The sequence below is a fragment of the Dyadobacter beijingensis DSM 21582 genome, from assembly GCF_000382205.1.
Classification (GTDB): Bacteria; Bacteroidota; Bacteroidia; order Cytophagales; family Spirosomataceae; genus Dyadobacter; species Dyadobacter beijingensis.
This window is the reverse complement of sequence record NZ_KB907790.1, coordinates 301,939-326,307: the sequence shown is the minus strand read 5'-3', so window position 1 is coordinate 326,307 and position 24,369 is coordinate 301,939. Positions and strand designations below refer to the sequence as shown.

General features: G+C 53.2%; 17 protein-coding genes. 7 read left to right on the top strand and 10 right to left on the bottom strand.

All coding sequences use genetic code 11. The features are described 5' to 3' along the window. Nucleotides 1-161: 161 nt before the first annotated feature. The 3 genes from H144_RS0125005 to H144_RS0124995 are packed head-to-tail and all read right to left on the bottom strand — an operon-like array spanning nucleotide 162 to nucleotide 7,034. Nucleotides 162-1,037, bottom strand: a complete 876-nt coding sequence (locus H144_RS0125005; RefSeq protein WP_019944851.1) for a transglutaminase family protein — start codon at nucleotides 1,035-1,037, stop codon at nucleotides 162-164. Then, a complete protein-coding gene (locus H144_RS0125000; protein WP_019944850.1) occupies nucleotides 1,027-3,579 on the bottom strand; it encodes a circularly permuted type 2 ATP-grasp protein in 2,553 nt (850 codons plus the stop codon). The genes H144_RS0125005 and H144_RS0125000 overlap by 11 nt, the downstream gene beginning before the upstream one ends. Nucleotides 3,580-3,608: 29 nt before the next feature. Continuing rightward, nucleotides 3,609-7,034: a transglutaminase family protein gene (locus H144_RS0124995; RefSeq protein WP_019944849.1), complete on the bottom strand. Its 3,426-nt coding sequence runs from the start codon at nucleotides 7,032-7,034 to the stop codon at nucleotides 3,609-3,611. Nucleotides 7,035-7,343: 309 nt separating this feature from the next. Between H144_RS0124995 and proC the strand changes: the two genes are divergently transcribed. Both proC and H144_RS0124985 read left to right on the top strand, forming a co-directional pair. Next, the gene (gene proC / locus H144_RS0124990; RefSeq protein ID WP_019944848.1) at nucleotides 7,344-8,147 is read left to right on the top strand and encodes a pyrroline-5-carboxylate reductase; all 804 of its coding nucleotides are present in this window, start codon (nucleotides 7,344-7,346) and stop codon (nucleotides 8,145-8,147) included. A gap of 20 nt (nucleotides 8,148-8,167) precedes the next feature. Continuing rightward, nucleotides 8,168-9,079 (top strand): DUF1338 domain-containing protein, encoded by a 912-nt coding sequence (locus H144_RS0124985; protein WP_019944847.1) that lies wholly within the window; start codon nucleotides 8,168-8,170, stop codon nucleotides 9,077-9,079. A gap of 5 nt (nucleotides 9,080-9,084) precedes the next feature. On the opposite strand, the gene H144_RS0124980 is transcribed toward H144_RS0124985, so the two are convergent. Beyond that, a complete protein-coding gene (locus H144_RS0124980) occupies nucleotides 9,085-11,022 on the bottom strand; it encodes an SGNH/GDSL hydrolase family protein (RefSeq protein ID WP_019944846.1) in 1,938 nt (645 codons plus the stop codon). 101 nt (nucleotides 11,023-11,123) lie between these two features. On the opposite strand from H144_RS0124980, the gene H144_RS0124975 reads away from it, so the two are divergent. Further along, nucleotides 11,124-11,408 (top strand): hypothetical protein, encoded by a 285-nt coding sequence (locus H144_RS0124975; protein ID WP_019944845.1) that lies wholly within the window; start codon nucleotides 11,124-11,126, stop codon nucleotides 11,406-11,408. 102 nt (nucleotides 11,409-11,510) lie between these two features. Here H144_RS0124975 and mraY read toward each other — a convergent pair whose 3' ends face one another. The 5 genes from mraY to rsmH form a co-directional block, all read right to left on the bottom strand. Next, nucleotides 11,511-12,725, bottom strand: a complete 1,215-nt coding sequence (gene mraY, locus H144_RS0124970; RefSeq protein ID WP_019944844.1) for a phospho-N-acetylmuramoyl-pentapeptide-transferase — start codon at nucleotides 12,723-12,725, stop codon at nucleotides 11,511-11,513. A gap of 71 nt (nucleotides 12,726-12,796) precedes the next feature. Further along, nucleotides 12,797-14,272 carry a UDP-N-acetylmuramoyl-L-alanyl-D-glutamate--2,6-diaminopimelate ligase gene (locus H144_RS0124965; RefSeq protein ID WP_019944843.1) on the bottom strand — a complete coding sequence of 492 codons (1,476 nt, stop codon included), beginning with the start codon at nucleotides 14,270-14,272 and terminating at the stop codon, nucleotides 12,797-12,799. A gap of 6 nt (nucleotides 14,273-14,278) precedes the next feature. Then, nucleotides 14,279-16,423 carry a PASTA domain-containing penicillin-binding protein gene (locus H144_RS0124960; protein WP_019944842.1) on the bottom strand — a complete coding sequence of 715 codons (2,145 nt, stop codon included), beginning with the start codon at nucleotides 16,421-16,423 and terminating at the stop codon, nucleotides 14,279-14,281. 10 nt (nucleotides 16,424-16,433) lie between these two features. Beyond that, nucleotides 16,434-16,850: an FtsL-like putative cell division protein gene (locus H144_RS0124955; RefSeq protein WP_019944841.1), complete on the bottom strand. Its 417-nt coding sequence runs from the start codon at nucleotides 16,848-16,850 to the stop codon at nucleotides 16,434-16,436. Nucleotides 16,851-16,868: 18 nt separating this feature from the next. Then, nucleotides 16,869-17,789, bottom strand: a complete 921-nt coding sequence (gene rsmH / locus H144_RS0124950; RefSeq protein ID WP_026350979.1) for a 16S rRNA (cytosine(1402)-N(4))-methyltransferase RsmH — start codon at nucleotides 17,787-17,789, stop codon at nucleotides 16,869-16,871. Nucleotides 17,790-17,929: 140 nt separating this feature from the next. On the opposite strand from rsmH, the gene H144_RS0124945 reads away from it, so the two are divergent. From H144_RS0124945 to H144_RS0124930, 4 genes are all read left to right on the top strand, one after another. Further along, nucleotides 17,930-19,177, top strand: a complete 1,248-nt coding sequence (locus H144_RS0124945; RefSeq protein WP_033403274.1) for a TlpA disulfide reductase family protein — start codon at nucleotides 17,930-17,932, stop codon at nucleotides 19,175-19,177. A 147-nt stretch (nucleotides 19,178-19,324) separates the two neighbouring features. Continuing rightward, nucleotides 19,325-19,789, top strand: a complete 465-nt coding sequence (locus H144_RS0124940; protein ID WP_019944838.1) for a MarR family winged helix-turn-helix transcriptional regulator — start codon at nucleotides 19,325-19,327, stop codon at nucleotides 19,787-19,789. A gap of 39 nt (nucleotides 19,790-19,828) precedes the next feature. Next, complete coding sequence (locus tag H144_RS0124935) at nucleotides 19,829-22,234, top strand: 3-hydroxyacyl-CoA dehydrogenase/enoyl-CoA hydratase family protein (RefSeq protein WP_026350978.1); 2,406 nt, start codon at nucleotides 19,829-19,831, stop codon at nucleotides 22,232-22,234. Nucleotides 22,235-22,308: 74 nt separating this feature from the next. Next, the gene (locus H144_RS0124930; protein ID WP_019944836.1) at nucleotides 22,309-22,752 is read left to right on the top strand and encodes an RrF2 family transcriptional regulator; all 444 of its coding nucleotides are present in this window, start codon (nucleotides 22,309-22,311) and stop codon (nucleotides 22,750-22,752) included. Here the strand turns inward: H144_RS0124930 and H144_RS0124925 are convergent. Continuing rightward, nucleotides 22,749-24,365 (bottom strand): hypothetical protein, encoded by a 1,617-nt coding sequence (locus H144_RS0124925; RefSeq protein WP_019944835.1) that lies wholly within the window; start codon nucleotides 24,363-24,365, stop codon nucleotides 22,749-22,751. The two genes, H144_RS0124930 and H144_RS0124925, sit on opposite strands and share 4 nt — an antisense overlap. Nucleotides 24,366-24,369: the final 4 nt, after the last annotated feature.

The following is a 24,369-nucleotide window of genomic DNA, read 5'->3' as shown; positions in this document are numbered from 1 at the left end:
CATTTCATCTTAAACAGACCGACTCGCGCGGTTACATTAAAAGAGGTTCTGTATACTTATTTCAAAATGGTCTGGTAAAATTAGGCAACACCGGCCAATTCTCAAATTCTTTCCCGGAACCATTCTGTTAAAAAGCACCTTAAATGCGCTTCAATCTGCTATTACACCGGGATCACATCTACTTCTACTGAAAGCGTGTGTTTTCCGTAACTGAAAATAATGCCTTTCAGTGGCGGTACATCGCTGTAATCACGGCCCCAGGCCGTCACGATGTGCCGCTCTCCGGGCACAATATTGTTCGTCGGGTCGAAATCGCACCAGCCGTAGTCTGGAATAAAAACCGAGATCCAGGCATGCGATGCGTCGGAACCCTGCAACTTCGGTTTTCCCGGCGGCGGCAATGTTTCCAGATACCCGCTTACGTAGCGTGCCGCAAACCCGAAACTGCGGATACAGGCAATGGCCAGGTGCGAAAAATCCTGACAAACGCCCTTTTTAGCAGCCAATACCTCTTTAATGGGTGTGTTCACCGTTGTGAAGTCAGGTACAAACTGAAATTCGGTAAAGATCTTCCGGCAAAGCTTCGCAACGCATTCATATAAAGGCGCGTTGTCGTCGAAACAGTCGCTTGCAAATGCCCTTACCTCGGCATCCCACTTCACGAGCGGGCTCGGTAATGTGTATTCCAAAACGGAAATCTTCGTCGCACGGTCGTTCGTAAGCCGCTCACGCGCCTCCCCGCTCGTTACCGACGACGGAATGAACAGCGAGCCCGTACGCTCCATCAACCTTTCCACAATGGCGGTCGTCAGCACCGTCAGCGTTTTATGAGGGGAGTGCAGGGAAAAATAGTGCGTTGTGTTGCCGTAAAAATCAACCCGTTCGCTCACCTGTGCGGGTTCCGGGGTAATTTTAATACTAAAATCCTGGCAAAGCTGGTCGGGTAATGTACGCGGCGTGAGGCACAGCAGGCTGTGATAATTGTTCACGGCCTCGGCGTATTTGTATTCCGTTTTATGGATCAGCTTATACTTCATCCGTATCGTAGTCCATCGGTTCGAAAGAGTGGTGTATCAATGTGTGACTGAAATATTGGTTGGTCAGGTACGTCGATACCGAACTTGCCAGCCGCGCCACTTCCGCAAGCAAATTGAAAAGCTCCTCCCGCTCATCGTGCGCATTGCATTTGGCCAGGTCCGGAATATTCGAAAGCTTAATGAGCGTCGAAGCGCGTAATGCGAGCTTTTCGGCCTCGTTCAATCGCTCGCCCCGGGTTGTAGCAGGCAGTTCCGCCAGGTTTTTACCCAATTCATCGAGCATGTAAGCCAGCGAATACGGCAGGCGTGTTTCCAGCAAAATCATATCCAGCATCGCCTCCACACTCAGGTGCGACTTGTAGATCTGCCGGTAGTTCACCAGCATATGGTGGTTGATCAGCGTCGCTTCGATCAGCTCGTTTTCCACCGTTCCCGGCCTGCCTACCCCGAAATTCGATTGGATCACGCTGATCCGTGACAATATCCGTTCGATCAGCTTGCCCGTTTCCAGGAGCAGATAGCTGTTGTCCCGCGGCATACTTTCGGCGATCACGCCCAGGAATGTGAACATATTGTTGAACAACCCATCCAGCGTCCGCTGAATATTCGTGCTGTTCATATGCGATGCATTCCTGATCTCGTGGTAGCCATTGTCGATCAGATCCACGATCCGCCAGATTTCCAGCTCCCATTGGTTACGCACCGCACCCACGGCATTCAGAAATGCCCCGATATTGGACGCGACGCTACCTGCGCGGTAGTGATCGGAAATCAATGCAATGATCTCTTTATAAGGATCATTCAGCTTTTCATCCCCTTCCAAAAAGCCGGGATAGGTTGAAGAAACGTGCGTCAGCGACTGTAAAAGTACTTTTATATGCTCCTGCTTGGCCGATCCGCCGAAATTGCGGTCGAGGTTAAGCACGTTGATCGTGATATTCATGAACTTGATGACGGCCATCGTCCGCTCGCAGTAGCGCCCCACCCAAAACAGGTTCTCGGCACTCCGGCTCGGCAGCGAAATGTGCTTGTTCACCGCTACCGGCGTGTTCAGCACAATGCGTTCCTGCGGCTCGTCGGATTTGTCCGAAACGATCCAGGTGTCTTTCGAAAACCCGCCCTGCTGGTTGGAGATCACAAAGCGGTCTTTCACCGCAGAGCTGCGGGTAAGGCCGCCCTGCATTACGTGGTAACCGTGTTCGTCGGCCACCATGAATGCCCGCAACGCCGCATACCGCGGCTCGATCACCCCGTCGATCAGGGAAGGCGTCGTGGAAAGGCTCACTTCCTGCTGCGCGATGAAATCGTGCGGCCGCTGGGCGATCATCGCTTTCAGGTTAACCTTTTCCGCCGCACTCAATGTCCGCCCGTAAATAGAGCTGAATTTCGACTTCCGGTTGGCTTTCTTGATAATGAGCTCATCGATATTGTCGAGCACGTAATTGAGTTCTTTCTGATGCCCGCACCACCAGGTAGCGACGTTGGGCATAACGAGCTTTTCTCCTAAAAAATACTGGCAGATATTCTCCATAAACGCCAGGAATGCGTGATTTTCCAGCACACTTGATCCCGGCGGGTTCATGACCTGCACATGACCGAGCCGGATCGCCTGCAATAATCCCGGCACGCCCAGGCGCGAGTCCTCCCGCATTTCGAGGGGATCGCACCATTCGTCGTCCACACGGCGGACGATCACGTCCACTTTTTGCAAGCCGTCGATGGATTTCAGCCAGACGCTGCCGTTGCGCACGAGCAGGTCATCGCCCTGCGCAAGCGTGTAGCCCAGGTACGAAGCGAGGTAAGCGTGCTCGAAATAGGCCTCGTTGCCCGGTCCGGGTGTGAGATATACGATGTTCGGGGCATCGCGGCGCTTGTCGGACAGCCGCAGAACGGTATTTTGAATACTATTGAAAAACGGCGAGAGCTTGCTCACATACATGCCGTCGGCCAGCTCGGGCAGGAGCTTGCTCATGACAATGCGGTTTTCGAGCGTATATCCGGAGCCGGACGGCGCCTGGGTGCGGTGGTCGACGATCCACATTTGCCCGTCGGGCCCGCGGGCCATGTCGGCGGCAAGCAGAGTAAGCTGCCTCGGTCCCGGGACTTTGATATCGATACACGGGCGAAAGAACCCGGAATTTTCAAAAACCAGCTCGGCGGGGATTATGGCGTCCCTCACGAGGTGGCGCGGACCGTACAAATCTTTCAGGATGAGGTCCAGCAGCATTGCGCGCTGCTGCAAACCCTTCGAAATCCCGTTCCACTCCTTTTGTTCGATCAGAAAGGGAATAGGGTCGAGCTGCCAGGGACGGTTCATGCCGTCGGGGCTGCCGTAGACGTTGTAAGTCACCCCATTTTCACGCAACTTACTGATAATTTCCTGGTTACGTGCTTTCAGTTCTCCAATACCCAGTTTTTCCAGGGTACCGAAAAGCGCCTGCCAGTGCGGCTTCAATTTTCCGTTTGTATCCAGTACCTCGTCGTAGGACGTCAGGCCGCTTTGGTAAGATTGTAGCAGGTTCACGGAAGCCTCGGTAAGCATATTCAACAAGTAGGGTTATTCCTGTAAATCTACCGCGATTTCCAGAATTTGCGTAAATCCAAAGTATTGGGATACTCGGGATTAATCAGTTCAATGGGTGTGTCGCCCTTCATTTCCTTCTTTGTTTCCGCCACAAACCGCGACACGCCAGATTCGGTTTTCTCGATCACCGGCACCTCGCGCGTGGCCGATGGCGTATGCCCGAAGCCCTGGAAAAGGCTGATCTTGCGCGATTCGGCCTCGAATGCATTCACGGGATAAGTATCGAAACTACGCCCGCCGGGATGCGAAACGAAATAGGTACAACCGCCCAATATACGGTTATTCCAGGTATCGACAATATCGAACGTCAGCGGCGCGTCGGCCCCGATGGTCGGGTGTAATGCCGACGGCGGGTTCCAGGCTTTGTACCGGATACCTGCCACGTAATCCCCTTTGATACCAGCGCTCCGAAGCGGCACGCGGCAGCCATTGCAGACAAGAATATGCCTGCCTTCCACGAATCCGCTCACTTTTACCTGCAACCTTTCCAGTGAAGAATCCACAAACCGGGCCGTGCCCGCATTCGACAATTCTTCCCCCAAAACATGCCACGGCTCGATACCCAGGCGAAGTTCCAACTGAATATTATCCACCGTAATACCGCCATAATGCGGGAAGCGGAATTCAAAGAATGGGTCAAACCACGAAATATCGAAGTGGTAGCCCGCCGCTTTCAGGTCGTTCACGACGTCCACCATATCCAGGTAAGCGAAATGCGGCAGCAGGAAGCGATCGTGCAGTTCGGTACCCCAGCGGATCAGTTTATGCTTGTAAGGTTCTTTCCAGAACTTCGCGATGAGCGCGCGGATGAGCAGCGTCTGCACGAGGTTCATATGCTTGTGCGGCGGCATATCGAACGCGCGGAATTCGAGGATACCGAGCCGTCCGCTCGACGAATCGGGCGAATACAGCTTATCCATACAAAATTCCGAACGGTGCGTATTCCCGGTAATGTCCACAAGCAGGTTCCTGAAAATGCGGTCCACCATCCAGAACGGCACTTCGCCGTCTTCCGGAATTTGTTCAAATGCAATTTCTACTTCGTACAATCGCTCGTCGCGGCCCTCGTCGATGCGCGGTGCCTGGCTCGTAGGGCCGATAAACGGCCCGGCAAAGAGGTAACTCAATGCCGGGTGGTGCTGCCAGTAGGTCAAAAGGCTTCGCAGCAGGTCGGGGCGGCGCAGTATCGGGCTATCGGCCGGTTTGGCGCCGCCGATGGTGACGTGGTTGCCGCCGCCGGTGCCGGTATGGCGGCCATCGACCATAAATTTGTCCGTCCCGAGCCGTGAGAAGAATGCTTCCTCGTACAATGCGCTGATGTTGTCCACCAGCTCCGTCCAGTTTTTGGCCGGATGGATATTCACCTCGATCACCCCCGGATCGGGCGTCACGATCAGTTTTTGCACCCGATAATCCGAAGGCGCCGGATATCCTTCGATGCGTACCGGCATTTGCAGCTTTTCGGCTGTGGCTTCGATGGACGCCATCAGGTCGAGGTAATGTTCGAGGTAATCGGTCGGCGGCAGGAAAATGTAAATAATGCCGTCGCGCTCCTCCACGCAAATGGCCGTTTTTATAACAGGTATATCAAACAGCAGGTTATTCTGGGGCGCTTCTTCCTTCTTTTTCTTTAAATCCTCTTCGTCATCCACCGGCTCCACATTCAGCGGCAGCTCGTACGGGGGCGCCACGGAGCCGTAACGCGCCTGCACAATGGGCTGATAGTCAGCCAATGCGGGTAAATCCTCGAACGGGCTGCGCTCGACGGGCTGCTCGCGGTGTTCTTTCGCGATTTCAGGCAGCGAGGTCAATGGTAACCGGTAACCCATCGCCGAGTTTCCCGGAATGAGGAAGCAATTGCCCCTGCGGAACTGCCAGGCGCTGCTCGTCCAATGCTTTTTTCCTTCCTCCCATTTCACCGGCAACACAAAACCGGCGGGGTTGTTCAGGCCTTTTTCCAACAACTTCGCAAGCGTCCGCCGTTCTACCGAATCTTTGAGGTTCACTTTCAGCGGATCGACATTCACCGGCAGCTTACCCTCTTCCATCGCCCAGTAAATCGGGTCCTCGTAAGCGGGAGTGATGTTATTGGTATCGATCCCGAGGTATTTGGTCAGTTCACCGGTAAAAAGCTCCGCGTCGCGGAACGTGTATTTCGTCTGGCCTTCCTTCGTGATCAACTCGTCGTTTTTCCACATCGGAACACCGTCGGTGCGCCAGTACAATGCATATTGCCAGCGCGGAAACAATTCGCCGGGATACCATTTACCCTGGCCGAAATGCAGCAGCCCGCCGTATGCAAAGCGGTTTTTAAGCCGCAACGAAAGGTCATAAGCCAGCTGCCGCTTCAACGGCCCGTCAGCCGCCGTGTTCCATTCGGGCGATTCGTAATCGTCGATGGAGATGAATGTAGGCTCGCCGCCCATCGTGAGGCGGACGTCGTTTTCCTGCAAATCCCTTTCCACATCATAACCCACCTGCATTACCTGCGCCCATTGCTCTTCGGAGTAAGGCTTGGTCACGCGCGGGTCCTCGTGAATGCGGAAAACCTTGTTATCGAACTCAAAAGTCACTTCTGCAATGTCGGTAGCGCCCGTCACCGGTGCCGCGCTGGCATAATCGGGTGTGCAGCAGAGCGGAATATGCCCCTCGCTCGCAAAAAGCCCCGAGGTCGGGTCCAGGCCGATCCAGCCCGCGCCGGGCACGTATGCCTCCGTCCATGCGTGCAGGTCCGTGAAATCCTCTTCCGGCCCGGAAGGCCCGTCGAGCGACTTGATATCGGAAGTAAGCTGCACCAGGTAGCCCGACACGAACCGTGCCGCAATGCCCAGATGCCGCAAAATCTGTACGAGCAGCCAGGCCGAATCACGGCATGAGCCGCTGCGTATCGTCAGCGTCTGCTCGCAGGTCTGCACGCCCGCTTCCATGCGGATGTTGTAATGAATAGCCTTGTAAAGCTCCTGATTGAGGTATACGAGGAAATCGACAATCTTGATACCCGGCTGGATTTGCAGGTTTTGAATAAAATCCGTCAGCAGCGGGCCGGCCTCGCGCGGTTCGAGGTAAGGTCCCAGCTCCTTTTCAAGTGTCGGTTCATATTTGAAAGGATATTTATCCGCATAATCCTCCACAAAAAAATCGAAAGGGTTGATCACCTGCATTTTGGCGATTACTTCCACGTCGATGCTCAGCTCCGTGGTTTTTTCCGGAAAAACGACCCTGGCCTGATAGTTGCCGAACGGGTCCTGTTGCCAGTTGATAAAATGGTTCTCCGGGGTAATTTTCAGGGAATAGCCTTCAATGGGCGTACGCGAATGCGGGGCGGGGCGTAACCTGAAAATATGCGGAGAAAGTGAAACACTCCGATCGAACTTATATCTTGTCTTGTGCGAAATAGCAACTTTTATAGCCATAATAGGAGTATTACAATAAAATTCAATAATTTGGCAAACAGGAGAATATCAGAATCTAAACAAACGCTTTATGGTTGTTTTTCAAAATATATAATCATTTCAAAACAGGAAAGCAAAATTTTATTCTAACACATTTCCGGCAGCGGTTATCCTGCGGTACTAATCCGCCACGAAGCTAACCAACCTATTGAAAGAACATGCCAGCCCGCCGATTCAATTGCCGGGAATTATTCTGCCCGTGCGCCAGGACTGATTATTCCTTAAAAGTTACGTAATTCGCCAAAATCCTGACCATTAGTTTAGTTTAAAATGAAAATCGCTATTATCGGCTGCGGCAACATGGGTATGGCCTTCGCCCGCGCCTTCCTGAAATTTGACCTCGTCAAAAACCAGGACTTTTTACTGGTTGAAAAAAGTACCGACCGCCTGGAAAGCCTCACCAGTTTCCAGCCGGGTGTGATCACGGGTGTGATCGGCCCGCAAATCGGCGAGTACGACCTGATCATCCTTTCGGTGAAGCCGCAGGACTTTCTTTCGGTAGCCGGTGCGCTTAAAGAAGTTATCAAGCCCAGCCAGGTGGTACTGTCGATCATGGCCGGCGTGACGATCGAAGGCATTCAGCATGCATTGGCGCATAAACCGGTGATCCGCGCGATGCCTAACACGCCGGCGATGCTCGGCATGGGCATTACGGCTTATTCGGCGTCTCCCGAGGTGGATATCAATCAATTACGGAAAATAGAGAACCTGATTAATGCTACCGGCCGCTCGGTGTTCCTCGAAGACGAGGCGCAGCTGAATGCGGTAACTGCGCTGAGCGGCAGCGGACCGGCTTATTTCTTTTACGTGGTGAAGGCGATGATCGAGGCGGGCAAGCAAATGGGTTTCGAAGAAAATGTGGCCGCATTGCTCGTAAAGCAAACGATGCTGGGCTCCTATCACCTCATTAATACAGCCGATAAGTCGCTCGACGACCTCATCAAAGCCGTAGCGTCCAAAGGCGGCACTACCGAGGCGGCATTGCGGCAGTTTGAAGCCGGAGAACTGGACAAGACGCTTGAAAAGGGCATTTTCGCCGCGCAAGTGCGGTCGGCGGAATTGTCGAAAGGATAATCATCAAACTTCGAAAAAGTATGGGAACGTCAGCCGGCAAACTCGCCACCCTGGATATTGTATTGAACGGACTAATGCGCCGCTACAAGGAGCGCGTGCCCGACGTGGGCATTATCCTCGGTGCGATGGTAAGCGACGGCATTGTGCCCAGCGCCGACCACATCGAAAACGACCACATCGCATTCCGTACGATGGGCGTGCCGCAGCTCGGCGTGCAGTCGTTTGAGAAGATATTCCTGCATTACGGCTACGAAAAGCGTGACCATTACTTTTTCGAAAGCAAAAAGCTCGACGCGTGGTGGTACGCCCCTCCCCGCGAAACCGACCCCCGCATATTCGTAAGCGAGCTCCGCGTAGGCGACCTTTCGGAAGAAAGCCAGCGTATCATCCGCAGTTACACCGACGAAGTCCTTACCGACCCCGCTGATTCCCTCGACCTGGACAATGGCGAAGCCGTGGATGCATTCCTGCACCAGCCATTATGGCGCACGCCCACCGTGGCCGACTACCAGTCGCTGCTTAAAGAAAGCGAATATGCAGCCTGGGTGATCTACAACCGCTATTACCTCAACCATTTCACGATCAGCGTCCACAACCTGCCCGACGGCTACAATACCGTCGCCACATTCAACGAATTCCTCGAAAAACACGGCATTAAGCTGAACACCTCCGGCGGAAAAATCAAAATCAGCCCCGACGGCGGCTTGTTACAAAGCGCTACCGTGGCCGAAATGCTGGATGCAGAATTTGCCAACGGCGAAAAGCTGCGTATTTCCGGTTCATATGTGGAATTTGCCGAGCGGAAGGTCTTGCCATGGTTTACGAATGTACCGGCAGCCGAAGTCAAACGGAGGCACCGCCGGGACGGTTTCGAAGCAGGTAATGCGGATAAGATTTTTGAGAGTACCTATACGACGCAGACGGGGCGCTAGGCGTGCTACTCATTCACAAGCAAATGCACAACCCGCAGCGCATTCCCTTCACTCTTTTCATTCTTTTCGACTGAAACGGTCAAATGCAGCTTGTGCTTCCCGGCCGGCAGCTCATCGGCCAGCATCAGGTACCAGGGCAAATGCAGCTGATTACTCCACGGCGTGTAAGTGTCGAGTGTTTTGGGATTCTTGCCATCGATCGTGTAGGTGATTTTTCCGGCGTCGGGGCCTGAAATGATCGCGATACCGACGCCACGGCCTTTGAATTCGAAATCCAGTGACGAGCCTGCTGCTTCACTCACGAGCATGGGCACATTTACGAAGCCTTCGCGGGTGGAAAATTTCACTTTCGGCTTCCAGTCGGGGTCGAGCGTGAAGCCTTTCAGGTTTTTGGCTTCTTCCAGTTGGTGATAGCTGCCTTTGTCGTAGGTAAAACGGTCCATCGGGGCCGGAAGTTTGATTGCTCCCGTGGCCGCGGATTCCGTTTTCAGCATTTCCTTGATCGTTTGCGCGTACACCTCCTGGCCATATGGCGACGGGTGCAGGTCTTTAAAATCGTATTTCCAGGAGAATTCCCCGGCTTTGATGCGGTCGTACACTTCTTTGGCGAGGTTGATGTAAACTGCGCCGTAATGCTTCGCCACACGCTCGTGCACACCCACTTCGACAGGCTCCTTGCCGGCTTCGTAATCATCGTTCTTCTTAGGCTCCGCGAACGCCATCATGACCACGCCCGCTTTGGGATTAGCCGTATACATTTGTCTTAAAATACCATCCAACGCCCTGATTTGCGCCTTTTCACTAAATCCGTTACCCCTATCATTCACAGCCGCTTCCACAAAAAGCAGGTCTGGCATGCCTTTCGCGAGTACGTCGCGCCCGAAACGCATCGAATGCGGCGTGCTGCCTAGGGACGGGATGCCGGCAGCGATAAAGGTAAATTCGGTGTCGGGGAAATGCTCCTGCAAGTACCGCGCGGTTTTGTCACGCCAGCCGGGATTGTGGGTAATGGAGCCGCCCAGAAATGCGACGGTACCCTTCTTGGCCGTGCGGAATTGATCGAACGCATTGCCGAGGCCCTTGTTCCATGTAATGTAGGGCGTATGCGGCAGCGGCTTCTGCACCGGTACGCTGTTCTGTTCGATAAAATTGGCAAAAAATTCGGGGTGCTCGATCGGGAAATGGTGCCCTTCGAGCGTCTGCTCACCCCGCGTCATCGGGTATACACTCACGGGCCCGCCCAATGCGAGGTAGTTTTTCACCAGCAGATCGGTGTTTTCCGCGACGGGCGCGTGCTCGTCCTTCAAACCTACAATGTGGACAATGGGTACTTTAAATGCCGCCAGCCCGGCCAGGTCGTTTAATGGAATATCCGTAAAATTCACCGCCTGCTCTTCCGTCAGGTTAAATAGCTTCTTCCACGCTTCCCAGTCCTTGGGCGAGCCTTTGCCCTTGCCCTTGCCGCCGGGCCAGCTTTTCGGGTCGGCCACGGGTGCTTCGGCGTAAATGCAGCTTACCTTGTCGGGGTTGCGCTTCGCCCAGCCGTACACGTACAGGCCGCCGCGACTCACGCCTTCGAGCGCTACTTTCGGGGCAAAATGCCTTTCCTTCACGAGGTAATCGTAAAAATCATCCCAAACCTGCATGGCTTTCGGGTGCGCAAACATGTCGTTGGTGTTCACATACGCCACGTGGAAACCCCGTGTGAGCAAAATGCTGTCCATATCGGTATGCCAGGTGGGGAAATGTGCCCGCCACACCCAGGGGTTTCCTGGTATCGCTTTTGGCGGTTTTACAAACCACGCATTGCGGTCCTGAAACGTAAATTCTACTTTTTCAAAACCTTTCCAGGAAGTCGTTTTTTCGGTGATCTGGGCTGAAATATGGGTCGCCGGCCATGCAAATACCGCCAGCAGGAGCAATGCGAATCTTGTCGTTTTCATAGCATGTAAAAGCAGCTTTCACAGTGGTTTTACCGGCAGGCACATCCGCTTTGGTATGATATTTTAAACATCACCCTCGAAAACAATCTTGAAAAAGACTTATGGATAAGATCGAAAAGTTTAAGACCATGGAGAAGATCCTGCGCGAAATCGAGGATTTGAAAAACAGTGAAACTGCCGTGATCAAGAAGATTGGTCAGATTGAAACTGAGAACATGAATGTCAACGTCCAGAACCTCGACAAGTCATTGAACGAGATCTACGACGGTGTTTATAAGAACCTTCAGAATGTGGAGAATCTGCAAAATACGTTCACGGAAACCGTCGCCGATTTCAAAGACAAAAACAAAATCACCGATGAAATGCTCATGGAACTAAGAGAATAAATTACCCCGATATCATCAGACTAAAAACCACCAAAAAGCCCCGATTCATTATGAACCGGGGCTTTTTGGCTTGAAGAATGTGAGACTGACATTTGGATATCTCTACCGTAGTTTCAATGTCGCCAGCGTCAAAATCGCGAGGATAATTCCGACGATCCAGAAGCGCGTTACGATTTTGGCTTCGTGAATGCCTTTTTTCTGGTAATGGTGGTGCAGCGGCGACATCAGGAATATCCTTCGCCCTTCGCCGTATTTCCTTTTGGTGTATTTAAAATAGCTGACTTGTAATATCACCGACGCATTCTCGACAATGAATATCCCGCACATCACGGGGATAAGCCATTCTTTCCGGATCGCCAGTGCTACCACGGCAATCACCCCACCGAGCATCAGGCTGCCCGTATCGCCCATGAAAACCTGGGCAGGATATGCATTATACCATAAAAACCCGACACAGGCCCCTATGAACGCCGCACAGAATATCACGAGCTCGCCTGAGTTGGGGATATACATGATGTTCAGGTATTGCGAAAATTTGGTGTTACCCGACAGATACGCCAGCACGCCGAGCGTGAGCGCGATAATGCCCGATACACCCGCCGCAAGGCCGTCGATCCCGTCGGTAATATTAGCGCCGTTGGAAATGGCGGTGATGATAAAAATCGCGATAATGGTGTAGATCACCCAGGTATATTCCTCGGGCAGCCATCCGAAAAGCAATGTTTTGTAGTCGAATTCATTGTTTTTGATGAAGGGAATGGTCGTGATCGTCGGGTGGATAATATCGTGGTAACGCTGCACTTCGCCCAGGTTCGAGCTCAGGAGCGGCTGGTCGTACACGCGGATTTTGACATTATCATTAAAGGAAAGCGTAATCCCCACAATGAGGCCCAAACCCACCTGGCCTACGATCTTGAAGCGTCCGGCCAACCCGTCCTTGTTGTTCTTGAATTTCTTGAGATAGTCATCGAGAAAGCCGATCCCGCCCGTCCAGATGGCCGTGATGATCAGCAAAACGATGTAGACATTGCTCAGTTTCGCAAACAGCAGCACCGGGATCAGCAGCGACGCCAGGATGATGAAACCGCCCATCGTAGGCGTCCCGGCTTTTTCCAGCTGCCCCGCCAACCCAAGGTCGCGGATCGACTCGCCCATTTGCTTTCTCCGCAGCAGATTAATGATAGACTTTCCCCAGGTGGCGGCGATGAAAAGCGACAATACCGTCGCGCCGAGCGCCCTGAACGAGATATATTGGAATACCCCGGCCCCGGGAATGTTGAAATGTTTGTCTAAATAATCGAAGAGATAATAGAGCATGAAGAAGCTTATTGGGATGACGGCTGCAAAATTGGTTTTTTTAATAGACTACGCCAAAAGCATGCTGGATTTTAATTCCCTGCCCGCTTTGCGAATACTTCCATCAGCACTTCCTTGTCGTCAAAATGGTGTTTGACGCCTTTCACATCCTGGTAGTTCTCGTGTCCTTTGCCGGCGATCAGGATAATATCGCCCGGTTCCGCTTCGATGCCCGCTTTGAGAATCGCCTCGTGGCGGTCTTCGATCACCGTTGTTTTTTTGTAATCCAATGGCGGCACGCCCTTCCGCATCTGATCGAGAATGTCCATCGGGTCCTCAAAACGCGGGTTATCCGATGTCAGGATCACGCGGTTGCTGTACCGGCAGGCTATTTCTGCCATTTTCGGCCGTTTTTCGGCATCGCGGTTGCCTCCGCAGCCTACTACCGTGACTACCTGCTCATTGCCCTGCCGCAAATGCGTGATCGTTTCGAGCACGTTTTCGAGCGCATCGGGCGTGTGCGCGTAGTCCACAATGCCCACGATATGGTCCGCGGAATGGAATTGTTCGAAGCGTCCCGGAGGGCTTTTCAGATTGGAAAGTTCAGTCAAAACAGCCTCTTCCTTTTCACCCAGAAGCACCGCTGCACCATATACCGCAAGCAGGTTATAGGCATTGAACCGGCCGATCACACGGAACCACACTTCCTGGTTGTTTATGTCCATATGCATCCCCGCGAGCGTGTCCGAAATGATCTTCCCCTTGAAACTCGCCAGCGTTTGCAATGAATAGGTTTCGATGCGCGCCTTCGTGTTCTGCACCATCACGGTACCGCGGCGGTCGTCGATATTCACCAAGGCGAATGCGCTCTTCGGTAATGCATCGAAAAACCCTTTTTTGGCCTTGATATAGTTATCGAATGTCTTGTGGAAATCGAGGTGGTCGTGGGTGATATTGGTAAAAATGCCTCCTGCGAAATGCAGGCCGGTAATGCGGTGCTGGGTCACGGAATGCGAGCTTACCTCCATAAACACGTGACTGCAATTGCTGGCCGCCATTTGGGCGAGCAATGCATTCAGGGCCACGGCGTCGGGCGTGGTGTGCGTCGACGGGATTACCTCGTCTTCGATCTGGTTTTGCACCGTCGATAGCAGGCCCGAGCGGTAGCCCAATGCCCGGAAAAGCTGGAAAAGGAACGTCGCCACAGACGTTTTACCATTGGTGCCTGTTACACCCACCAGTTTCACTTTTTTGGAAGGATGCCCGTAAAATGCGGCCGCAACAAGGCCCATTGCCGCCGCGGAGCCGTCCACCTGAATGTAAGTAATGTCTTCCCGCACGCTTTCGGGCAGTTCTTCGCACAAAATGGCGGTCGCGCCGAGCTCGGTGGCGGTGTTGATAAACTGATGGCCGTCTACCTGCGTGCCGCGCAATGCGACGAACAGGCTTCCCGGCAGCACTTTTCTGGAATCCAGGATAATATTCTTGACCTTGACATCGGCGTAGCCATGAATAATGGCCCCTTTTACTTCGCCGAGCAGGCTGCTCAAAATCGGATCGTTTTCCATGAAGGATTATTGTAATGTAAGCAGGATGGTCTTGCTGCCTGTTTTATTGGTGCCCGGAGGCAGTGATTGTTCGATTACCTTCCCGGAACCCTTGAATGTTACCCTGAAACCCTTGTTCTCCATCACGTACAGCGCGTCGCGCATCGACATCCCTTGCAGGTTGGGCACATCGCGCGATTCCACATCGCGCGGGCTCCATTTGGTTTTGCCTTTCTTGAAAAGAGACGCCGCTGCATATTCGCTCTCCTCGGCCACCGGCGTCATGTTCAGCGACTTGCTGATCACATTCAGGTCGTTGGTAATGCCCGTCCATTTCACATCCTGCGATGTTTCGGGGATCGAATCCTTCACCGGCTTCTGAATGGCGACGTCGTAGGCGTAAATGCGGTCGGCCACTTCCTTGAACACCGGCGCGGCCACGCTGCCCGCATACCGGGTGTAGTCGGCGCCGGTACTTTTCGGGTTATCGATGATGACAATGCAGCTGTATTTCGGTTTATCGGCCGGGAAGTAACCCGCGAAAGACGTGTAGTTCTTGCCTTCGGTATACACGCCGTTGATGAGCTTGCGGGCGGTCCCGGTTTTCCCGGCGATCTGGTACAAATCGCTTTTAATGTGTTTGGCCAAGCCGGCATTCACGACGCCTTCGAGCATTTTCTTCACTTTCCGGATGGTTTCCGGCGAGGCTATCGGCTTTTCTTCGACGTACGGCGGAATTTTGTCCTCGATTTCTTCCGCATTGCGGATCTCCCGGACGATCATCGGACGCACCCAGTAACCATTATTCGCCACCGCATTATAGAATGCCAGCGTCTGCAAAGGTGTCATCTGCATTTCATAGCCATGCGCCATGAAGTACATCGAATAGCTGCTCCACTGCTTCGACTTGCGGTCGCGTACCAATGGCGGCTTTTCACCCTTCATATGAATACCGGTCGGCTGATTCAGGTGGAATTGTTTAAGGTAACCCAAATATTTATCCGGCTTGTTGGCAAAATAGCGCTGCATCAGCTGCACAATGCCGATGTTCGACGATTTTTCCAAAACCTGCGAAGCGGTAATGGTACCGAATCCGCCGCGGTGCGCATCGCGGATAATGTGGTTACGGAATCTCATGGCCCCGTCGCCCGTGTTGACGGTCACCTGGTCGGGGTCCATATGCGTTTCTTCCAAAAGCGCCATCATCGTCGCGAGCTTGAACGTCGAGCCCGGGTCGTTGCTGCCCGCCAATGCGTAGTTGAATACCTCTTCATATTTACCCGGCCCGCGCTTGGTCAGGTTCGCCATCGCTTTGATTTCCCCCGTGGCCACTTCCATAATGATCACCGAACCGAAATCGGCATCCATTTCGAGCAGTTTCCGGCGCAAGGCGATCTCGGTACGCTCCTGGTAATTCATGTCGAGCGTCGTATAAATGTCGCGGCCGGCCTCCGGCTGTACGTTGAATGCGTCGCCTACCGGTATTTTGAGCCCGCCTTCCACCTTCTCTACCCAGCCGATGCCCGGCCGGCCTTCCAGCTGTTTGTCAAAACTCGCTTCCAGGCCAATGTAGCCGCGCCCGCTCTTGGGATCGATGCCGCCGATGGTGCGGTCGGCCATCGGGCTGAATGGTTTGTAACGCTTGTAAATCGTTTCGAACTTCCCGCCGCCGCCTTTGCGGTCTTTGGCAAAAAACGGCCATTTTTTAAGCCGCTCGCGCTCCAAATGGGTGATTTCCTTGCTTTTCAGGCGCAGGTACCGTTTGCTTTTGCTCACACGGTAGCGCATGATCTTGCTTTTGTAGCCTTCCGCCGTATTCTCTTTAAAGTTTTTGGCCAAAAGCGAAGCCAGTTCGTCGATATGGTTATAGAAATAGGCCGAGTCGGCGACTTTTGTATCAAAACCTACATAATAATACGGCAGCGAAGTCGCGAGCAGGCTGTTGTCGCTCGCGTAAATGTTACCGCGCATGGCCGGGATCGTGTCCAGTTTCAGGTCGTTCTTTTCTGAATATTCGGCCCAGGTTTTCCCTTTAAAGGTATCGTAATATTGCACGCGGATGAGCTTGGCGAACACGAGGATCGCCAGCACGAACAGCATCCAGCCCACCAGCCGGGCCCGGTTGATCAGCGCTTTTTTATTGTTCTGACCGCTTTCGACTTCGTTTTTCATAAGGGCGCGGCTATTCTTGGTCTTCTTCTTTCAAAATGATCTTTTTCGGCGGGGTCAGATTTTCCACTAACCCTTCGGCCTGCACTTTTTCCACCACCACCGACTGCTTGCCGGCGCGCTCGTATTCCGCATGAATGGAGGTATACTCCGCTTTCAGGTCGTCGACCTCCTTTTTGAGCTTGATGGTCTTCCGCACATATTCCTCTGACTGAAACCCGATGCGCTCGTAAGCGACGAGCAGCACGATCACCCAGCCGAAATAATAGAAGTACTTCACCGGCAAACGCTCTTCCTGTCCCGGCAGCTTTTCGCCAAATACCTTATCCAGCGGCAAAAACTTGTTCAGCCAGTTGAACAGGGAGTATTCCCGCTTCCGCTTGGGCGGCTTTGGTGGCGTAACTTTGGGTCGTTTTCTGTTCTCAGCCATTTTTAGGGGTGTTTCAAATTACGCCTTTTCCGCGATCCGCAACTTGGCGCTCCGGGCGCGCGGGTTCACGGCTACTTCTTCCGCAGTCGCTTCGATGGGCTTGCGCGTCACGCCTTTGAGCGGCTTGATCTCGTTCCCATAAAAGTCCTTTTCGACTTCTCCGTAAAACTTCCCTTTCTGAATGTAATTTTTAACCAGCCTGTCTTCCAGCGAATGGTACGACATCACCACCAGCCTGCCGCCGTCGGGCGCCAGCGCTTCGGGTACCTGCGTGAGGAACTCTTCCAGCACGGCCAGCTCGTCGTTCACCTCGATCCGCAGCGCCTGGAACACCTGGGCGAAATACTTGTTTTCGCGGTGCTTGGGCGCATAGCGCATGAGAATGCTTTTCAGGTCGTTCACCGTTTCGATCGGCGAATTGTAACGGGCGGCGAGAATGGCCTCCGCCGCCGTGCGGGCATTGGTAACCTCTCCGTACATGCCCAGAATACGTTGCAATTCCCCTGCCGAGCGTGTTTTGAGCACTTCGCGGGCTGTTTTTTCGACATTCGGGTTCATCCGCATGTCCAGGTCGGCGTCAAAACGGGTAGAAAACCCCCGTTCGGGCGTATTGATCTGGTGGCTCGAAACGCCTAGATCGGCCAGGATACCATTCACCTGCGGCGCCTTGTTCAGTTTCAGATAGCGCTTGAGATGCCTGAAATTGGCCGGGATAAATGTAAACCGCGGATCGTCTTTAAATTCCAATGCATTGGCAACCGCGTCGGGGTCCTGATCGAACACCAGCAGCCGGCCCGTCGTGAGCTTTTCCAGAATGGCCCGGGAATGCCCGCCACCGCCGAAAGTAACATCGACATAAATGCCATCGGGCTGTATTTGAAGGCCTTCCAGACACTCGGACAACATGACGGGAACGTGGTAGGTACTAGGTGAATCCATTTGTTAAAAGCAATGTACTAAGGAACTATTTCCGGCAAAGCGGCAGTTACAAACTTAGCAATTTTCAGGCGTAGGAATCACGCCGGTCCTGGGAATTAATTTTGACACCACTAATGTCTTTCAACACCAGTAAATTGAATATGAGACTCCTGTTATCGTTTGGAATTCTTTCATTTTTCGCGGCAATCGCAGCTTTCCGGCCCTCGCCGGTAATCCCGCCGCAAACCGGCATCTGGCGCGCCACATTGAGCCGCGACGATCAGAAACTGCCGGTTATCCTCGATATTTCCAAAAACAACGACGGTAAAACCTACACCGTAAGCGTCCTCAACGGCACCGAAAAGCTGAAAATGGATAGCGCCTACTTCCAGAACGATTCGCTTGTGATCCCGATGATGATGTTCGATGCGAAAATCATCGCCAAATCGACGGGCGACGAGCTCAAAGGCACCTATTACCGCTATGCCAACGGCGCCATCGCCGGTTCATTGCCATTCCATGCCGAGCAGGGCGAAAATTATAAGTTTTTCAGGAAAGGCGAAGCCAAAAGCACCCGAAATGTGAGCGGCAAATGGGCTACTATCCTGAAAAACCCGACTACCGGCGACGAAACCGTAGCCGTAGGAAACTTCACGCAGCAAGGCACCGACGTGGCGGGATCTTTCCTGACGCCCACGGGCGACTACCGCTACCTGACCGGCAGCGTGAACGGCGACAGCCTTTACCTATCCACATTCGACGGCTCGTTTGCGATGCTTTTCAAAGCCGGCTTCCAGCCCGACGGCTCGCTGAAAGGCAGCCAATGGTCGGGCGTGAAGGCATTCAAGACCTGGACCGCCAAGCCCGATCCGCAGGCCAAGCTGCCCGATGCGACGAAAATGACATTCCTGAAACCGGGTTTCGAAGGCGTGGACTTCTCTTTGGCCGACACCAAAGGCAAAACCTGGACCTTGAAAGACCCGCGATTCGCAGGGAAACCGGTCATTATCCAGATCATGGGCTCGTGGTGCCCCAACTGTATGGATGAAACCAATTACCTCGCACCCTGGTACAAAAAGAACAAAAAGCGCGGCGTGGAGATCATCGGCCTCTCGTTCGAGCGCTCCGACAAGCCGGAAGTAGCCAACCCGAAGATCGACCGCATGGTAACCCGCTTCGGCATCGATTACCCGGTGGTACTCGCCGGAACGAGCTCCGACGCTTCGACGGCGAAAGCATTGCCCATGCTGAACAAGGTGATGTCGTACCCGACCACCATTTTTATCGACAAAAAAGGCAAGGTACGCGAGATCCACACCGGATTTAACGGTCCGGGCACCGGCCAGTATTACGACGAGTTCGTGGCCGATTTCAATACCCTGATGGACAAGCTGATCAGCGAGAAGTAGTCGGGAGAGAGCAATAACGGCACACCGTCCTATTTTCGGGGCGGTGTGTTTTTTATTGGGCACAAATTAGTATGCTTGCATAATAGTAAGCACATTGCTTACATTTGTGATAAGGGCATTACCTGATACCAATAGCTTTTTGAAACGATGCGCAAGGAAAAAACAATCGATTTCCAGATCAAATGGGCCTGGCATTCCATATCGCGGATGTACAATGCCTATGCCGCCCGTTTTGACACCACCATGGCTGTCGGGTATGTCCTGCTGAACATCGACATCGAGCACGGCACGCCCGCCACGAAGATCGCGCCATTGCTTGGTATGGAGCCGCGGAGCCTCGTTCGGATGCTCAAAAACCTCGAAGAAAAGGGGCTTATCCGCCGCGAAGTGAGTAAAAACGACAAACGCTTCGTGCGCATCGTACTCACCGAGCTCGGCAAGGAAAAGCGCGAACTGGCGCGCGAGGGCGTGATTTCGTTCAATACGATGATCCGCGACAAGATTCCTCTCGACAAGCTGGTCGTTTTTTTTGATGTGATCAAAGATATTAACCGATTGGTGGAAGAAGAGAACCAGAAACTGAAAGCCGGCGAGATCACGGAAGATTTCTGACCGCCATCAATCCAATCCTGAAAACCAACCTTAGTAAAAATGAATCGTTCCATTCGTAAAGTAGCTGTTCTTGGTTCGGGCATTATGGGCTCGCGCATTGCGTGCCATTTTGCCAATATAGGTGTGGAAGTACTCCTGCTCGACATTGTGCCGAAAGACCTCACCGACGCCGAAAAGGCAAAAGGCATTACCACCGATCACCCCGCATTCCGCAACAGGATCGTGAATGATTCTTTCCAGGCGACATTGAAAGCCACGCCGGCCTCGCTGTACAGCCCGGCATTCGCGTCGCGGATCAAGCTCGGTAACTTCGACGACAACCTGGGCGATATCAAAAACTACGACTGGGTGATTGAAGTGGTGGTAGAGCGGCTGGATATCAAGAAAAGCCTTTACGAAAAAGTGGACGCGCTCCGCAAGCCAGGCACGCTCGTGACCTCAAATACCTCGGGCATCCCGATCCATTTAATGGCCGAGGGCCGGAGCGAGGATTTCCGCAGGCACTTCGCAGGGACGCACTTTTTTAACCCGCCGCGCTACCTCCGCCTGCTCGAAATCATCCCGACCGCCGACACCGATCCGGCCGTGATAGACTTCCTGATGCATTACGGCGATCTTTTCCTGGGTAAAACGACGGTGCTATGTAAAGACACGCCCGGCTTCATCGCCAACCGCCTGGGTATTTATGCATTGATACAAACCATCCGAGTGGCCGAAGAAATGGGCCTGACCGTGGATGAAGTGGACAAACTCACCGGCCCGGTTGCCGGACGGCCTAAGTCCGGCACTTATCGTCTTTCGGACGTGGTAGGCCTTGACACGACGGTACATGTCGCAAACAACCTTTATGCTTCCGGGGAAGGCACGGACGAGTCGCGGGATGCATTTATCCTGCCCGAAATCATGCAGAAGCTTTCGGATAACAAATGGCTGGGCGATAAGACGGGCCAGGGTTTTTACAAGAAAATCAAAGACGACAAAGGCAAGTCGGTGATCCTCGCGCTCGATTTCAAGACTTTGGAATACGTGCCTTCGGGCAAAGTGAAATTCGATACACTGGAAGGCACCAAGGCCATTACCGATGTGTACAAGCGGTTTCCGGCATTGGTAGCGGGTAAAGACAATGCAGGCGACTTTTACCGCAAGACCTTCGCAGACATTTTCAAATACGCCACATTCCGCATTCCTGAAATCTCGGAAGAAATATTCCGCATCGACCAGGCCATTACCACCGGTTTCGGCTGGCAATATGGTCTTTTTGAGACTTGGGACGCCATCGGGGTGAAAAACATGCTCGGCATCATGGAATCGCTCGGCATGAAACCGGCCGAATGGGTGTACGACATGCTGGCGGGCGGCAACGAGTCGTTTTACAAGGTCGAAAACGGCAAAAAGCTGTACTACGATATTCCTTCCAAATCCTACAAAAAGATCCCAGGCCAGGAAAGCTTCATTTACCTCAGCAATCTTTCAGACAATATCGTGTGGAAAAATGCGGGCGCGAACCTGTACGATATCGGCGACGGCATCCTGAACCTCGAATTCAAATCCAAAATGAATACAATGGGTTCGGAGGTGATCGAGGGCATTCAAAAAGGGATCAGCATTGCGGAAAAGGATTTCCGCGGGCTGGTAGTGGGTAATGAGGCCGTGGAGGCATTTTCGGCCGGGGCTAACCTGGCCATGCTGTTCATGTTCGCGATCGAGCAGGAGTTCGATGAGATCAATATGGTGATCTCGCAGTTCCAGCAAACAATGATGCGGGCGCGCTATTCCTCGATCCCAGTCGTAGTGGCGCCTCATACGCTGGCGCTCGGCGGCGGCTGCGAGCTCACGCTGCACGCGGACAAGGTGGTAGCACATGCGGAAACATACATCGGACTCGTGGAATTCGGCGTGGGGCTGATCCCGGCAGGCGGCGGTACCAAGGAAATGGCATTACGCTGCTCGGACCTGTACCAGGCCGGCGACCCGGAGCTGAATATTCTTCAGAATGCATTCATGAACATCGCCCAGGCGAAAGTATCCACCTCCGCACACGAGGCGAAGGCGATGAATTACCTGCAGGACAAAGACCAGATCGTGCTCAACCGCTCGCGGCTGATCGCCGAAGCGAAACAGGCGGCGATAGACCTGGCCGACAATGGTTACACCCAGCCGAAGCCGCGTAACGACATTAAAGTGCAGGGCAAGACCGGCATCGCATTGTTCCTCGCGGGTATCAGCCAAATGCGCCTCGCAAACTACATTTCCGACCACGACGCCAAGATCGCCGGTAAGCTGGCCTACGTGATCAACGGCGGCGACCTGAGTTACCCGCAGCTGGTTTCGGAACAATACCTGATCGACCTGGAAAGGGAGGCATTCCTGTCGCTTTGCGGCGAGAAGAAAACGCTGGAACGCATGCAGGGGCTGCTGAATGGCGGAAAACCACCGAGAAACTGACAATGGAATTATTGTTTAACCAATTTATGTTTCATCTTTACGCTTGCTGACCCCAAAAGTACATTTGATCAACAATGATTTCGAAAAAAGCTAAATACGCGCTGAAAGCCCTCAAAGTTCTGGCAGAACAATATGGAAAGGGACCGGTATTGATCTCTTATATTGCTGAAAAAGAGAAGATTCCGAAAAAATTCCTGGAAGCGATCCTGCTCGATCTTCGGAACAACGGCGTGCTGCAAAGCCAGAAAGGCAAAGGCGGCGGCTACCTGCTCCGTGTGCCGCCCGGCGAAGTGAATTTCTCGAAGGTACTGCGGATCATCGACGGCCCCATTGCGCCGGCATTGTGCGTTTCCATGTTCTTTTACGGGAAATGCGATGACTGCAAAGACGAGGAAACATGCAGCCTGCGGACGGTACTGGAAAGATGGCGTGACGCCAACCTCGCGGTATTGGACAAGACGACGCTAAGCGACCTGTTGCAGGCGGAAAATACGGCTGCGACCGATATTCTGTCCTAATGCCGGGCGACGCGGTCGTTGCGGACATACAGCCGCACATCGTCATATTCGCCGAGTAAAGTGTAGTGATTACGGATATATTGATTTAACTCAGGGTAGCTTTCGATGCCCTGAGTTTTTTTGTCCTGCACCCAGAGGCTGTTCCTGCCCACCGCGTCGGCGACGAATGCCGGCTTTGTCCGTTCAAGGTCCGACATGTAGCGTTTCCGGTAAACTTCGCGCATTGGATGTGCGAAAATCGAGCGTTCCGAATGGTTTTCCGCAGTTCCTTCCGCCAGTTGCGCTTCCACATAATAGGAACAGTTCCAGCCCCAGACGATCATATAATCGCCCTCTTCGCGCCGCTTCAAAATCTCGGTCACGACGGGGCTTTCACGCAATGCCGTTTTCTCCACCGAATCGAATGCATTCAGGCGGCGCTCCTTCATGAAATGCAGTGCATCATTCCCGCCAAACCACAGCACCATCACCGCCGGGAACACCAGCGACCAGCCCCCAACTGCCGAAAGGCCGTAAGCGGCCAGCAATGTCCACGGGATAATGCAGAAATTGAGATAATGGATAAATGCATTACCCGACTTGGTTACCGCGTAAATGCTCGCCAGGAGCAGAAAAAGGATCGTAAACGGCACGTGGAAATTCATCTTCCCCGGCAGATTGAGGCGCACAATGCGCACGAGTCCGATCAGCATCGGGATGATCAATGCGAGTGTAAATAGCTGGAAGTCGGTAGAAAGCGCTACGATCTTGTAAAACTGCGCGGGTATATCGGCGAACGTCGCCCCACCGGCGTAAATCGCGTTGCCGAGGATGTAGAAATCGATCAGGTCGTCGAACACACCAAAAGACAGGGTGAATGCGAGAAAAAATAGCGGCACGGTCAACCCGCCCAAAACCAGCGCGAGTACCGATTTTAATTCACCATACCTTTTAAATCTCTGGAATAACCCGGCAAACGCGCCCAGCACCAGCACAATGGCCAATGGCGCCGCCTGCAACTTGCCGAACGGTACTGCACCGGCCGCCAATCCGAGCCAGTACAGGCCGGATGCCGTGGGAGCCGTTTTAGGGTCGAGGCGTGAAAGCTGGAAAACGCAAAATGCCAGCAGGAAAACCGGCAGCTGCTCGCTCGAATAATGGATGAAATCGACTTCCTGCGTGAATGCGAGGAAAAGCAGCGGGACGATGGAAATGCGTCGCGCGGCGGTGGTTCCGAACCAGTTTTTTAGGGCAGCACATAACAAAAGCCACGCGCCCGCGACACACAGCAGGCCCATGAAACGGCCGGACGTGTAGTCGATCCGGAAGCCCAGCAATTTTGGAACGACGAGCAGGTAGTTATCCAGCGGACCGATTGTCGTGCCATCCACCGAGCGCCAGTACACCGGGTCCTGAAAGAGCGTAATCGCATGGCTGAGCATCTGGCTCTCGTCAACATTGAGCTCCCGGTTGAAAACAACTACCGGAATGCGCATGAAAATCAGCAGGATAATACCTGCCGCCAGATATGCCCGCTTCGGAACCGACTCGTATTGGGAAGCGAAAATGACAAATCCCGCCAGCAGGTAGCCGATGAACCAGTAAACCGTTGGGGAATTGTCGAAACTAAACATACGA

Excerpts from the sequence above, each read along its gene's own strand:
- H144_RS0124935 (WP_026350978.1), top strand. The coding sequence starts at position 19,829 with ATGAATCGTTCCATTCGTAAAGTAGCTGTTCTTGGTTCGGGCATTATG.
- proC (WP_019944848.1), top strand. The coding sequence starts at position 7,344 with ATGAAAATCGCTATTATCGGCTGCGGCAACATGGGTATGGCCTTCGCC.
- H144_RS0124985 (WP_019944847.1), top strand. The coding sequence starts at position 8,168 with ATGGGAACGTCAGCCGGCAAACTCGCCACCCTGGATATTGTATTGAAC.
- H144_RS0124955 (WP_019944841.1), bottom strand. The coding sequence starts at position 16,850 with ATGGCTGAGAACAGAAAACGACCCAAAGTTACGCCACCAAAGCCGCCC.
- H144_RS0125000 (WP_019944850.1), bottom strand. The coding sequence starts at position 3,579 with ATGCTTACCGAGGCTTCCGTGAACCTGCTACAATCTTACCAAAGCGGC.
- H144_RS0124995 (WP_019944849.1), bottom strand. The coding sequence starts at position 7,034 with ATGGCTATAAAAGTTGCTATTTCGCACAAGACAAGATATAAGTTCGAT.
- rsmH (WP_026350979.1), bottom strand. The coding sequence starts at position 17,789 with ATGGATTCACCTAGTACCTACCACGTTCCCGTCATGTTGTCCGAGTGT.
- H144_RS0124930 (WP_019944836.1), top strand. The coding sequence starts at position 22,309 with ATGATTTCGAAAAAAGCTAAATACGCGCTGAAAGCCCTCAAAGTTCTG.
- H144_RS0124960 (WP_019944842.1), bottom strand. The coding sequence starts at position 16,423 with ATGAAAAACGAAGTCGAAAGCGGTCAGAACAATAAAAAAGCGCTGATC.
- mraY (WP_019944844.1), bottom strand. The coding sequence starts at position 12,725 with ATGCTCTATTATCTCTTCGATTATTTAGACAAACATTTCAACATTCCC.
- H144_RS0124980 (WP_019944846.1), bottom strand. The coding sequence starts at position 11,022 with ATGAAAACGACAAGATTCGCATTGCTCCTGCTGGCGGTATTTGCATGG.
- H144_RS0124940 (WP_019944838.1), top strand. The coding sequence starts at position 19,325 with ATGCGCAAGGAAAAAACAATCGATTTCCAGATCAAATGGGCCTGGCAT.
- H144_RS0124965 (WP_019944843.1), bottom strand. The coding sequence starts at position 14,272 with ATGGAAAACGATCCGATTTTGAGCAGCCTGCTCGGCGAAGTAAAAGGG.
- H144_RS0124925 (WP_019944835.1), bottom strand. The coding sequence starts at position 24,365 with ATGTTTAGTTTCGACAATTCCCCAACGGTTTACTGGTTCATCGGCTAC.
- H144_RS0124945 (WP_033403274.1), top strand. The coding sequence starts at position 17,930 with ATGAGACTCCTGTTATCGTTTGGAATTCTTTCATTTTTCGCGGCAATC.
- H144_RS0125005 (WP_019944851.1), bottom strand. The coding sequence starts at position 1,037 with ATGAAGTATAAGCTGATCCATAAAACGGAATACAAATACGCCGAGGCC.
- H144_RS0124975 (WP_019944845.1), top strand. The coding sequence starts at position 11,124 with ATGGATAAGATCGAAAAGTTTAAGACCATGGAGAAGATCCTGCGCGAA.